Origin of the sequence: Amycolatopsis orientalis DSM 43388, from assembly GCF_000411975.1 — a bacterium.
GTDB lineage: Bacteria > Actinomycetota > Actinomycetes > Mycobacteriales > Pseudonocardiaceae > Amycolatopsis > Amycolatopsis orientalis_D.
Window position 1 is genome coordinate 48,365 of the sequence record NZ_ASXG01000077.1, and the last position, 11,770, is coordinate 60,134.

Here is an 11,770-nt window from a genome sequence, read left to right on the forward strand (position 1 = left end):
CGGCACCTCGCCCATGGCCGCAGATACGAAAAACGCCCCTTCAATCTGTGAGTCCAGATCGGAGAGGCGTTTCGGCTGGTGTGGCAGGTGAGGGATTCGAACCCCCGAAGGCTGAGCCGTCTGATTTACAGACGAGAGGCCGCACCCCCTCTGACCTGCGGCGGAGCGTTTTTCAGGGCGCTTTTGGGATGAAATAGGGAACGGGAGTGCTCGGAACCAGCCGGTTGCGCGCCTGAGTTCCGCGCTCGCCACCGCACCGGCGAAGGGCGGAGGTCGCCTCGCGCCACTAACCGAACCAGGCCGGAAGCAGTACCGTCACCAGTAGTGAACCAATGTGGAGGTGGGCAGCTAGGTGGAGGCCAAAGACGTGTCGCAGCACGAGGCCGACGTGGAGGAGCGCACCGGAGCGTGGATCGTGCACGGCGAGCGGCCTGTGTACGAAAGCAAATGGGTGCGAGTCGGGATGGCCGACCTCTCGCAACCTTCGGGTGAGCGGTTCGAGCACCACACGGTGTGGTTCCCGCCGGTGGCAATGACCGTGCTATTTGACGACGACAACGACAACGTGCTCATGTCCTACCGGCACCGGTTCGCGCCGGACATCTGGAACTGGGAGATCCCGGGCGGGATCATCGAGCCTGACGAGGCTCCGAAGGACACGGCAATCCGTGAACTAGTAGAGGAGACTGGCTATCGGCCGCGGCGAATCGAGCACCTCGTGACTTTCGAGCCCGCCGTAGGCATGCTGCGGAACCCCAATCATGTCTTTCTCGCGCGAGGCGCTGAGCGTATCTCTGACCCGACTGAGAAGAACGAGGGAAAGTTTCAGTGGGTGCCTTTTCGGGACATTCCCAAGCTCATTGACGGCGGGAAGATCGCGAACTCGGGTGCGCTGATCGGCCTGCTCCGAGTGTTGGCAATGCCCAGCTCAACTGGCGAGTAGGCGCGTAATCCTGGCGCGCTGCCGAGCCGATCCGGTGCTACCGGCTAGCTCGGCAGCGCGTTGGGCCTCAATGCGAGCGGCATGCCCGTCTCCCTTCCGCTGGAGTGCCAAGGCTAAGTCGACTCGTAGTCCGGTTTCTGCACGTCGGGACGTCATGGATGCGAGCCCGTCAAGCGCCGAATTGAGGTCGGCGATTGCTTCGTCCTCTCCCAGTCGGGCGAGGCAATGACCGCGCCACCGAGCGAGGTTTGCCTGGTTGAGCATCAGGTAAGGCAGCTCGGGATCCGAGTCGCCGGTGGGCAAAATGTCTGTCGCGAGATCCAGCATGCGCAATGCCTGCGTCCGTTGCCCGGCCGCCGCGAGGAATTCGGCGTGAGCCGCGGCGAGCCACGCGCGTAGCCGCGGCGGCACGTGTGTGGTGTTCTCGCGGGAATTCACGTAGTTCAGCACGGCGACAGCGTCGTCCGGCCGCTGTGCGTCCAGCAGGGCGTACGCCTGCTGCGCAGCGACGTGGACGTAAACGGTGGGGTTATCGCTTTCCCGGGCCGCAGCCTTCGCAATGTCGTGCAAGTCCCAAGACCTCTGCTGGTTACCGGCATCCAGCGCCTGCCAACCGGCGAGCGCCGCTGCCTCTGCGAGGGCTACGCCGGCCGCCTGCGCATGCTTGCCAGGCAACGCGTTCCGCAGCATCCCTGAAATGTTTGCTACGTGCGCTTCGGTCTGCGGAATGATCGCCGAACCCATCACGCGATCCTGCATCCGGTATAGGTCGGTCTGCTGCTCTAGCAGCTGGATCACCGCCGGATCGAGCGACTTCACGGCAAGCAAACTCGGCTGAGTCGCAGGGGCAATGGGAGTGAACGGGCCGCCGCTGGCACCCTCGATCAAGGCACTCGGTGGGAGCTCGAACACCTCGCACAGCTCGTCGATCCAGTCGGTCGGCTTGACGCCGCCGACCTTCTCCCACGAGGTGTACATCCGCTTCAAGCTCGCGTCTTTCGGCGGCATCTTGCCGCGGCGCTCCCTCGCCTTGGCCAAGCGGCGACGTACTTCGCCCTGAGTCAGACCGGCCGCCTCGCGGGCGCGTCGCAAGAGCGTCGTCTCGGGCTCCGGCTCTTCCAAGATCATCCCTCCCTTCGACGCATTGTGCCTGGTCGATGGGTGGTGAGTCGAGCCAATCACCACCGACTCACCACCGACTCATCTCCCGCTAACCCTTGCCGTCCTCGAATCTGGAGTCACAGCGGCGAACGGGCCGCAACACAGATGTCACGGAGGTTTAGATCATGGGCCGCAAGCAGCAAACGATGGTTCCGCCGACGGTCCAAGGTGGCGGACTGCTCCCGAAGCTCGTCGGCGGTTTGGTTGTGCTCGGAGTCCTGGTCTTGGTGATCAAGCACCCCAGCGAGGCTGCCCGAATGGCCACCGGGATCGGGCACTTCATTGCCTCGGCAATCGATGGTGTCGCTGCGTTCATCCGGAATCTCGCCTAGCCGTGCTGGGTTTCGACTCCCGCAAGACGTTCCAGCTTGGCAACCCTGGCCTCCAGCGCACTGAGCCGGTCGGTCGGACTGCCGAGCGATGCGTCTCCATCCGCAAGCCGTTCGAGGTAGGTCGGCTCAAACCCAAGCGCTTCGGAGATGTCCGAAAGCGTTCGGGGGCTACGACGCTTCGGCACAGCCTGCTGAATCTGCCGAAGAGTCGCGACGCTAACCCGGGACCGCTTCGACAGCTCTACCTGAGTCATCTCGCGCTCCTCCATTCGGGTGTTGATGGCCGTGGCGACTGCATCCCAGTCCTTGCTCACTGAAGCCCTCCTAGTAGCTCGATTACCAGCGCAAACTGTAGCGCTATCCACCTGAACCGCCAACAAAGCCAGCAATCCTCACCGACAACAGCCGATTGCATGAGCGCTATTAGTAGCGCTACAAATAGCTCACTACGACGAAGGGAGACCCGATGAGGTCCGCACACATCAGCCGCCGCGCCGCCGAAGCCGCTTACGACGGCATGGACGAGAACTACGACGTCCTGGCCGCTCAGGACTGGAGTGCCGCCCAGCTCGACGCGGTGGCCGAAGAGACCGAGCTGTTCCTGTCCGCGGCCGAGCTGGCCGCGATGCACGACTACCTGCACGACTTCCGCGACCAGCGCGGCGCAGGCCGCCGCCAGCGGCGTGCCAGCCGGTCCGTTCTCCGGGCGCTGCCGACCATCGCGCAGCACACCGCCACGGCGACCGAGCGCGAGGCCGCGTGATGAGCACTCGCCTGATTTTCAACCCCGACGCGGCGGCCCACTCCGCCAAGAACGCGCACGCCGCGCCGGGTTCCGCCGTTCAGCCGCAAGACCGCACGAGGGAGATTCCGATGGTAGAGACGCACGCCGCCGCCCGCGAGACCGAACGGCACGGCGATGAGACTACGTACGCCTACACGCCGCACGAGCTGAACCAGATGCTCTCGCGCGAGGTCGCCGGTCGCCTGCGCGAGCTGGCGGACACGCTCGACGCGAACGCCGCGTTCCTGTTCGCCAGCACCGCGGTCCCGGCAGCGTTCGCCCGGCCCCGGCTGCGCGCCTACCTCGACGTGTCCTCGCAGCTGCGCGCGGTCGCGCGGCACGAGATCGAGACGGCCAACGTCCGGGTGGTGACCCGGTGAACCCGCGCAACCGCCGCCAGGAAGTGACCCGGGTGTTCGACGGCCGCACCCACCACATCGCCCTGTGCCGCGGGTACCGCGACGGGCTGCCGGTGTTCGGCTGGGGCGAGGCCCCGTCGACCCTGCTGACCCGCTCGCAGCTGCGCGAAGCCGGGTTGCGGCCGAATGGGCAGGACCCGGTGGCGTTGCTGGTGTTCCGGCACCGCAAGCCCTATTCCCGCGAAACCGTCGCCGAGCTGTTCTCCGTCGAGCGGGCCGCCTCGAAGCGGACCGCCGCGCCGGGGCAGCTGGACCACGCGATGGAAGCCCGCCGCACCTGCGTCGACTGCGCCCGCGTGCAGGGCTACTGCGTGCCGACCAGCACCCGCCAGTGCTGGACCTGCTTCGAGATCGAGCAGGCCGACCGGATCGAGGCCGCTGCATGAACCTGGCACCCGAGAACTCGTGGGACATCCACGACCACGTGACCCGCGAAAACGAGCGCATCGCCCGCGAACGCCGCCGCCAGGAGGGGAACCGATGAGCCACCGGAGCATGAACGGACCGGACCACTACGCCATGGCCGACCTCCTCACCCAGCAGGTCGAGGGCGACGTCATGAAGGCCATGTCGCACGAGACCCGGATGGAACGGGCCGCCCTCGCTCAGGTGCACGCCACCCTCGCGCTGGCCGCGGCGACCGCGCTGGGCGCGCGGATGGGCTACGGCCTCGGCAACGACGCCGGAGAGGTCTGGGACCGGATCACCAACCCGCGGAAGCGGGGTGGCCGGTCGTGAGCACCTTCGAGGTTCTGTCCCGGTTCGGGACGTTGGCGCTGGTCCGCCACGCGCTGACTGTGTTGCTGTTCCTGGTCTTGCACCTGGTCCGCATCCCGCTCGTGCTGGTGGCGCGGGTGCTGGAGGGCGTGATGGGCGAACTCGACCGCTACGCCACCGCTCAGGCGTCCCGCCCGCCGCGCGGGCCGATCAATCAGTTTTTCCCGCACGAGAGCACGAGGGAGGCCCGGCATGCGTAAGCGACGCACGGACCAGCGGATGTGGCTGACCTGGCAAGAGGCGTACTGCGAAGCCGTGGCGCACGAGGCCGGTGCCGCGCTGCGCGGCCTGACGCTGGCCGTCGGCGTGCTGATCACGCTCGTGGTGGCGTTCCCGAACGCGTGGGTGGTGCTGCCCGCCGGGGTGGCTGGCGTGGTCGTCGCCTGGCGCGCCCTGCACTGGTCCCGTCTCCTCACCGCGGCCCGGCTGGGCCGACTCAACCCGCCCGACTGATCGGAGGTGACCGTCATGACCGCTCGACACACCTGCACCCGCACTGACCAGGCGATTCAGTGGGTGGTGTGGCACTTCGCCGAACTGCTCGCCGTGGCCGCGCCGCTCGTACTCGCAGCCCTGTTCTCTGGCTGGTTCGCCGTCGGTTCCGTCGTCGTCGGCGGTGCGTGGGCCGGACATGAGATCGCGGTCCGGCGTCGCAGCCCGGAAACCGCCGACGCACCGCAGCAGATCGCCGCTGCCGAGACCGCTCCGGTCCCGGCACTGACCGCCGGGCACCGCGAGCACAAGGAGGGCGCGTGATGAGGAGCTTCGCAGAGAACCGGCGCGCGGACCGCGCCGCCGCCGCCGAACAGGCCCGCAAAGACGCACAGGCCAAGCTGGACAGGACCCTGGCCGCTGCTGCCCACCGGGCGGCTGAACGCCGCGCGGACCGGGCGGCGGCCGCGGACTTGGCCGACCAGCGCCGCCAGGCACGCACGGCCGCCCGGCAGGCAGCCCGGGCTCAGGTCTGGGCGTGGTTCGCGGCGAACCGCGTGCGTCTGCCGATCTACCTGCTGGCAGTGGTGTCCGCAGTGATGGCTATCCCCGCGATGGCTGGATACGGCCGCGACACCTACGGCGACTGGACCGGTGCGGCCTTGCCAGCATTGTCGGAACTCGGCATGTGGGCGTTCGCGCTTGCAGTCGAGGTCACTCGCCACCGCCACCCGGACCGGCCGGTATGGGCGTTGCAGACCGGCGTGTGGCTGTTCGCTGGCGTCGGGTTCGGGCTCAACGTCCTGCACGGCCTGCACCGCGGGTGGGACGCCGCGCTGGTGATGGGGATCGTGTCGGTCGCTGGTGTGGTCGCGCACCAGATTGCCGTGGCCGCGCCGCGCCGGTCGCGGGAGGAACGCCTCGCCGCGAAGGTGGCCGCCGACGCTGCCCGGATCGACCGGGCCGCGGCCCGCAAGGTCGCGAAGGTGCGCACCGCCGCCGTGCGGGACGCGGTGGCCGAGATCGATGCGGACGGGTCGGCGCGGCTGGTGTTCACCCCGGGCCGCTACACCCTCGCCCGCACCGTCCGCGGCCGTGTCCTCACCGGCGTCATCGAGCCGCCCGCACCGGTCGCGGACGTGCTCGCCGACGAGATCGGCGCGTGGCTCGCGACGCAGGACCAGCCGTCCGAATCGGCCGATGACACCCCGATCGCCGACGCACCGGTGTCGACCCTCGATCGACCCTCTGAACAGCGGAAATCGACCCCTCGCAAGCGCACTCACCCCACGCCGAAGACCCGCACGATCGGCCAGCTTCGCGACGAGTTCGCCGCGGCGATCGAGGACCCGAATGTGCCGATTGACCCCGCGTCGGCGGAGTCGATTCGCAAGGCGCTCAAGTGCGCGCCGAAGGCAGCGCGGCAGCTGCGCGACGAGTACAAGGCCGATCACCAGTGAGCCGGAAGGACGTCACCATGGACGCGAACGAACCCACCCCGACCGCCGGTGAGCTGGCGACCGTGCATCGCCTGCCGACCCGCGCCGACACCGGCGAGGTGCTCGAAGCCGACGAGGTGCTGTCGGCCGAGGAGTACGAGCGGCGCAAGTCGCAGAAGGAACAGGCGCTCGCCCGCTGGGCTGGCTACCGCAATGACGCGGTGGTGGTCGTGCGGACCGCGAAGACGGTTGTCAAGCACGACCGGACCAAGGCCGCGTTCCGCCACGTGGTGGCCTACCCGACTGCTGGCGTGAAGGTCGTTGTCCGCCGCTGGCGGGATGCGCACGGCGCGAACCGGTACGAACGGCAGATGCGCGCGGCCGAGGCCGCGGGCGATCAGGAAGCCTTGCGGTACTGGCAGGAAGCCGACGTCGCGGAGAAGCAGCGCCGCCACGACCGGGTTCAGGACTGGATTTCCGCGCCCGGGAAGGTCATCAAGGCTGCCGTGGTCGGGCTGCTTGGCGTGGCCGGTCTGCTGCTCGGGATCGGCATGATCCTGGCAGTCAAGAACGGCGACATCGCCGAAGTGCTCGCGCCGATCGGTGCGGTGCTCGACGCGATCGCGTTCACGGTCTGGTTCCTGACCAGCTACGGCGTGTTCTTGCTGGTCGGCGGCACCGTGCTCGGTCTGGGCTACCTGTACCAGACCGGCCGGACGCACGGGGAGACCCCGCAATGGCTTGCCCCGAAGGTGGAAGGCGACGCAATGGACGAGTTGCCGGACGAGAACACGATCCTCAACGCGCTGAAGAACCTGAACATCCCCGGGTTCAACAAGGCGGTCAAGGACGGCTGGCGGATCAAGTTCATCACCCCGCCGCACGTGGACGGCAAGGGCTGGCGTACGCAGGTCGCGTTGCCTCCGGCCTGCCCGGTCGAGGAGATCGTCAAGCGCAAGACCACATTGGCACACAACCTGGTCCGCTACCCGCGCGAGGTCTGGCCCACCGAGCCGCAACCGTCCATGCTGGACCTCTGGGTGGCCAAGCCCGGCGCGCTGTCCGGACCGGTCGACCCGTGGCCGCTGCTTGAAGACCTCGACAACGCGCAGGTCGACTACTTCGCCGGTGTTCCGGTCGGGGTGACGCTCAAGGGCGACATGGTGCGCGGCAGGCTGTTTGAGGCGAACTACGTGTTCGGCGGCATGATGGGCTCGGGCAAGTCGACGTTGGCGATCAACCTCGTGCTCGGCGCGATGCTCGACCCGCTCGCCCTTATCGATGTCGTGGTCATGGCCGAAAACGCCGACTACGACCCGATGAAGCCGCGGCTCAACTCGCTCACCACTGGCGCGGGCGAGGAAACCGTTGAGAAGTGCCAGAACCTGCTGTGCGAGCTGTACGACGATCTGACCGTGCGCGGGCAAGCCTTGAAGCAGCACGGAGTCCGTGCGGTCAACCGCGAAGTGGCCGAAAAGGACGCTCGGCTCCGCCCGCGCGTCGTGGTGATCGACGAGTGCCAGAACCTGTTCATGGGCAAGGACGGCAAGCTCGCCATTGAGGTCGCGTCCAAGCTCATGTCGACCGCGCGCAAGTACGCCATCACGCTGATTTTCCTGACGCCGGAACCGTCCAAGGACGCGCTGCCGCGCAAGATCACGTCGGTGGCCAGCAACAAGGCGTGCTTCGCGATCGGCGACCAGATGGCCAACGACGCTGTGCTGGGCACCGGTTCCTACAAGGCCGGTATCTCCGCGGTCGGGCTCACCCCGAAGACCGATGAAGGCCCCGGCGACGTCGGCACCTGCATGGCCCGCGGCTTCACCGCGCAACCCGGCCTGCTGCGCAGCTTCTACGTCAACGAGAAGGAAGCCGGGCGAGTCACGGCGCGCGCGATGGAATTGCAGGCACAGGCCCCGGTCACCGCAGCGACGGCCGAAGTCCGCGCCGAACGGGTCGACCACCTTGCCGACATCGCGAAGGTCATCGGCACCGAAGCCCGGATGCGCACGCAGGAAGTCTTGCAGGGCTTGGCGAACCTCGACCGCGACACCTACGGCGGCTGGACGTTCAGCAACCTGCAAGCGGCTCTGCCCGAGTCCGCGAAGCCGTACAAGACGCAAGGCGTGATGCAGGTCAGCGCCGCCCGCGTCCGCGAAGCCATCGCGGAGCGTGACGGAGAGGCCGACTCCGACGCTGACGAGGACGAGGGAACCGACTGAGGGAGGCCGCGGAATCCGGGGAGTTCTCCCTCACTGCCTCCCTGGGCTCCCCTCCCTCGGCTGACCAGCAAAGACCCTCGCCAGGGAGGCGAGGGACCCCCGCCCCGCCACCCGCCGATCACGCACCGAAACCCGCATTCGCACACCCCGTGACGCGCCTCCCTCCCGGGACATCGCGCTAGCCGAGCCATGCCGAAAACAGGCACTCACCGTAACCAACAGAAGGGGATTCGATGGCCAGCAAAGAGATCTGCCACCTGGTCGCCAAAACCTCGTGGTGGCACGGAACCTTCACCACCTACTGCGGGATCACCCTCCCCACCAAGGGATCCCGGAGCCCGTGGTTCCCCGCCACGAAGCAGAAGTGCTCCGCCTGCCTCGCCGTCTACGTCGCCAACGGAGGGAAATGACCATGGACGCCAACGAAGTCCGCGTGTTCGACCTGTACTCGATCCTCGCCGTCACGCACGGCCTGCCCTCCACACCCCAGCAGTACCGGGAGATCGTCGGGTTCCTGGTCGGCCGCCCGATGGGCGGGGCCGGGATGACTGCGATCGCCTACGGCCAGCAGTGCAAGGCATGGCTGTTCGAGCAGCACCCCCAGCTGCGCACTGTGCCCGCCCGCCCCGACTTCGCCGACGACGACGAAGCAGCCATGGACGCGTGGGCCGCGGAGCAGGCGAAGCGGTTGGGAGCCGACCGGCTGCCGGTGCGGCGCATCCCGGCCGAGGCCGCGCCCGGCGACCCCTACACGGAGTTCGTCAACCACGCGCCCGACCCGTGGAAGGTCTACAACGTCGATCCCGACGCGCCCGACGTCGACCCCAACGCGGGGTGGTCGGAATGACCACGCCGCACGGTGCTCTGACTCTGGAGTGGGCGTTGTACCTCGCGGATGCGGGGTGGCCGGTGTTCCCGCTCGTGCCCGGCCACAAGCGGCCAGCGGTCCGGGAGTGGGAAGCGCGAGCCACCACCGATCCCGCCCGTATCCGCCGGTGCTGGAGCGCGGACAGCTGGAACGTCGCCGTCGCCACAGGTCCCGCGCGGCTCGTGGTCATCGACCTGGACCAGCCGAAGCCCGGGCAGTCCGGCGCGGACGGGGCCGCCGCGCTCGCCGAGCTTGCTGAGCGGCGAGGCGGTCCGGTGCCGACGACCTACACCGTCGCCACGCCGTCCGGAGGACTGCACCTGTACTACCGCGCCCCGGCAGGGACCCGCCTGCGCAGCAGTGCAGGCCAGCTGGCTCCCCGTGTCGACGTGCGGGCAAACGGCGGGTACGTGGTGGGGCCCGGGTCGATCACCGCCGCGGGCGGCTGGGAACTGGTTGACGAGACCGACCCCGTCGAACTGCCGGGGTGGTTAGTCCAGGTGTGCGCCGAACGCTCGTCCACGGCCATCTCAGCGCCGCGTGAGATCCGCGCTGCGAACCCGAATCGCTACGGGTCGGCCGCACTGGCGGGCGAGTGCGAACGCGTCCGCACGGCCCCTCCGGAGCAGCACAACGCGGTGCTGTCGTCCGCGGCTTACACGATCGGCAGGAAGGTCGGCGCGGAGTTGCTCGACTACGACACCGCGCGTGCCGACCTGATCGCGGCCGCCGGACACATGGTTTCCGCTCCCTGCGACTGCACGTCCCGCGAGGTCGAACGCGTCGTGAACGCCGGTCTTGACGCCGGTTCCCGCAACCCTGTAGCCCGCCGAGGAAAGGCAGCCTAATGACCAATGTGGACAGCACCGTGTCCGCCATCGAAGCGGCGATCGGTGCCCCCGGCGCTGCCGACAGTGGCGGTACGTGCTGTCAGTGCGGCCGCCCGCTGGACGGATCGCCGTCGGACGACTTCTGCACCGAGGACTGCCAAGCGGCCTGGCGCGCGGCCAACGTGCCGGTCGCGCCAGGGCACGAGGTTCTGAACAACGTGCGGGACTTCGTGTTGCGGTTCAACGCGTTCCCGTCGGAGCACTGTGCACCGATGCTCGCGCTTTGGTACGCGCACACACACGCCGTCGACCACTTCTACGTCACGCCGCGGCTGATCCTGTCGAGTGTGGAGCCCGGCAGTGGAAAGACGCGGGTGCTTGAGGTGGCTCAGCACCTGGTGAGGGCACCGGAGATGACCATCTCTGCCACTACGGCCGCGTTGTTCCGCATGGTCAACGACGGACCGATCACCATCCTGTTCGATGAGGTTGACACGATCTTCAACCCGAAGAGCGGCGGCAACAACGAAGATCTGCGCGGGCTGCTCAACGCCGGGTACAAGCGGTCGGCCACCATCGCGCGCTGCGTCGGCGACGCTCGCGCGATGAAGGTCCAGCGGTTCCCGGTCTACGCGCCCGCTGCCCTTGCCGGCATAGCCGGGAACATGCCCGACACCATCACCACTCGCGCCATCACCATCCACATGCAACGCCGCCGCGAAGACGAAGAAGTCGAGGAATTTTGGGAGGAAGACGTAGAGGTCGAAGCCACCCCGCTTCGTGAGCAGCTGGCCGCATGGATCGACACCGTGACCGACAAAATCAGCCGCGGCCGACCGGAGATGCCCGACGGAGTACGAGACAGGTCAGCCGAGATCTGGCGACCACTGATCGCAATCGCGGATGCCGCCGGGGACCACTGGCCAGAGACCGCCCGGGCAGCGTGCTCCCACTTCGTAGCCGCTGCCAATGTGGACCGAAAGGGCGGCGGGTTGCGCATCCGGTTGCTCTCCGACTTGCGAGACCTGTTCACTAGCCGCGGCGTGACCGAGATGCCGACTGCGGAGATCATCGCTGCTCTGTGCGATATCGAAGAGGCACCGTGGGGCGACCTCGACGGCCACGGCAAAACGCTCGACTCTCGCCGCCTGGCAAAGGAACTTGAGCCGTACGGAGTGAAGTCGAAGAACGTCCGCATGCCCGGCGGCAAGGTCCCGAAGGGCTACCGGATCGAAGGCGAAGGCGGCCTCGCGGACGCCTGGAGCCGCTACCTGCCCACGTCCGCTACATCCGCTACAAGCGCTACATCGCAGGTCACGGGCGTAGCGGACGCTGAGCCTGTAGCGGATACGAGCGCTACACCCGCTACCGGCGAGCCGCCGCCCGCCGGACCGGTGTAGCGGATACGAGCGCTACACCCGCTACCGGCGAGCCGCCGCCCGCCGGACCGGTGTAGCGGATACGAGCGCTACACCCCACGTATCCGCTACGCCCCTGACCAGGCATGTAGCGCTTGTAGCGGATGTAGCGGACAAGTCCAGCCAGCCCTGTAGCGGTCGTCCG

17 protein-coding genes are annotated in these 11,770 nt (G+C 67.9%); 15 read left to right on the forward strand and 2 right to left on the reverse strand.

What is annotated here, in order from left to right:
- The first annotated feature begins 352 nt into the window (after nucleotides 1-352).
- Nucleotides 353-943: an NUDIX hydrolase gene (locus L942_RS14340; RefSeq protein WP_235079114.1), complete on the forward strand. Its 591-nt coding sequence runs from the start codon at nucleotides 353-355 to the stop codon at nucleotides 941-943.
- On the opposite strand, the gene L942_RS14345 is transcribed toward L942_RS14340, so the two are convergent.
- Nucleotides 929-2,071 (reverse strand): hypothetical protein, encoded by a 1,143-nt coding sequence (locus tag L942_RS14345; RefSeq protein WP_235079116.1) that lies wholly within the window; start codon nucleotides 2,069-2,071, stop codon nucleotides 929-931. The genes L942_RS14340 and L942_RS14345 overlap by 15 nt on opposite strands.
- A 158-nt stretch (nucleotides 2,072-2,229) precedes the next feature.
- Between L942_RS14345 and L942_RS14350 the strand changes: the two genes are divergently transcribed.
- On the forward strand, nucleotides 2,230-2,436 hold the full coding sequence (locus L942_RS14350) for a hypothetical protein (protein WP_037360120.1): 207 nt from the start codon (nucleotides 2,230-2,232) through the stop codon (nucleotides 2,434-2,436).
- Here L942_RS14350 and L942_RS14355 read toward each other — a convergent pair.
- Nucleotides 2,433-2,750, reverse strand: a complete 318-nt coding sequence (locus tag L942_RS14355; protein ID WP_037360122.1) for a helix-turn-helix domain-containing protein — start codon at nucleotides 2,748-2,750, stop codon at nucleotides 2,433-2,435. The two genes, L942_RS14350 and L942_RS14355, sit on opposite strands and share 4 nt — an antisense overlap.
- 152 nt (nucleotides 2,751-2,902) lie before the next feature.
- On the opposite strand from L942_RS14355, the gene L942_RS14360 reads away from it, so the two are divergent.
- From L942_RS14360 to L942_RS14415, 13 genes are all read left to right on the forward strand, one after another.
- Nucleotides 2,903-3,199 (forward strand): hypothetical protein, encoded by a 297-nt coding sequence (locus tag L942_RS14360; RefSeq protein ID WP_037360124.1) that lies wholly within the window; start codon nucleotides 2,903-2,905, stop codon nucleotides 3,197-3,199.
- 110 nt (nucleotides 3,200-3,309) lie between these two features.
- On the forward strand, nucleotides 3,310-3,600 hold the full coding sequence (locus tag L942_RS14365; protein WP_235079118.1) for a hypothetical protein: 291 nt from the start codon (nucleotides 3,310-3,312) through the stop codon (nucleotides 3,598-3,600).
- Complete coding sequence (locus L942_RS14370) at nucleotides 3,597-4,025, forward strand: RRQRL motif-containing zinc-binding protein (protein ID WP_037360128.1); 429 nt, start codon at nucleotides 3,597-3,599, stop codon at nucleotides 4,023-4,025. The genes L942_RS14365 and L942_RS14370 overlap by 4 nt, the downstream gene beginning before the upstream one ends.
- A 94-nt stretch (nucleotides 4,026-4,119) precedes the next feature.
- Nucleotides 4,120-4,377: a hypothetical protein gene (locus L942_RS14375; protein ID WP_037360130.1), complete on the forward strand. Its 258-nt coding sequence runs from the start codon at nucleotides 4,120-4,122 to the stop codon at nucleotides 4,375-4,377.
- Nucleotides 4,374-4,616, forward strand: coding sequence for a hypothetical protein (locus L942_RS14380; protein WP_037360132.1), 243 nt, complete (start codon nucleotides 4,374-4,376; stop codon nucleotides 4,614-4,616). Before L942_RS14375 ends, L942_RS14380 begins: the two co-directional genes overlap by 4 nt.
- Entirely contained in the window at nucleotides 4,609-4,869 is a 261-nt protein-coding gene (locus L942_RS14385) for a hypothetical protein (protein WP_158684463.1), read from the forward strand. The genes L942_RS14380 and L942_RS14385 overlap by 8 nt, the downstream gene beginning before the upstream one ends.
- Nucleotides 4,870-4,884: 15 nt before the next feature.
- Nucleotides 4,885-5,172: a hypothetical protein gene (locus tag L942_RS14390; protein WP_051165957.1), complete on the forward strand. Its 288-nt coding sequence runs from the start codon at nucleotides 4,885-4,887 to the stop codon at nucleotides 5,170-5,172.
- Complete coding sequence (locus L942_RS14395) at nucleotides 5,172-6,308, forward strand: hypothetical protein (protein ID WP_037360136.1); 1,137 nt, start codon at nucleotides 5,172-5,174, stop codon at nucleotides 6,306-6,308. Before L942_RS14390 ends, L942_RS14395 begins: the two co-directional genes overlap by 1 nt.
- A 17-nt stretch (nucleotides 6,309-6,325) precedes the next feature.
- Entirely contained in the window at nucleotides 6,326-8,509 is a 2,184-nt protein-coding gene (locus L942_RS14400; protein ID WP_081655075.1) for a hypothetical protein, read from the forward strand.
- Between the two features lie 233 nt (nucleotides 8,510-8,742).
- Nucleotides 8,743-8,919, forward strand: coding sequence for a hypothetical protein (locus L942_RS44900; RefSeq protein ID WP_200862813.1), 177 nt, complete (start codon nucleotides 8,743-8,745; stop codon nucleotides 8,917-8,919).
- Nucleotides 8,920-8,921: 2 nt separating this feature from the next.
- Nucleotides 8,922-9,356 carry a hypothetical protein gene (locus L942_RS14405; RefSeq protein ID WP_037360138.1) on the forward strand — a complete coding sequence of 145 codons (435 nt, stop codon included), beginning with the start codon at nucleotides 8,922-8,924 and terminating at the stop codon, nucleotides 9,354-9,356.
- Nucleotides 9,353-10,225 (forward strand): bifunctional DNA primase/polymerase, encoded by an 873-nt coding sequence (locus tag L942_RS14410; RefSeq protein WP_037360140.1) that lies wholly within the window; start codon nucleotides 9,353-9,355, stop codon nucleotides 10,223-10,225. The genes L942_RS14405 and L942_RS14410 overlap by 4 nt, the downstream gene beginning before the upstream one ends.
- Nucleotides 10,225-11,607 (forward strand): DUF3631 domain-containing protein, encoded by a 1,383-nt coding sequence (locus L942_RS14415; protein ID WP_037360142.1) that lies wholly within the window; start codon nucleotides 10,225-10,227, stop codon nucleotides 11,605-11,607. The genes L942_RS14410 and L942_RS14415 overlap by 1 nt, the downstream gene beginning before the upstream one ends.
- Nucleotides 11,608-11,770: the final 163 nt, after the last annotated feature.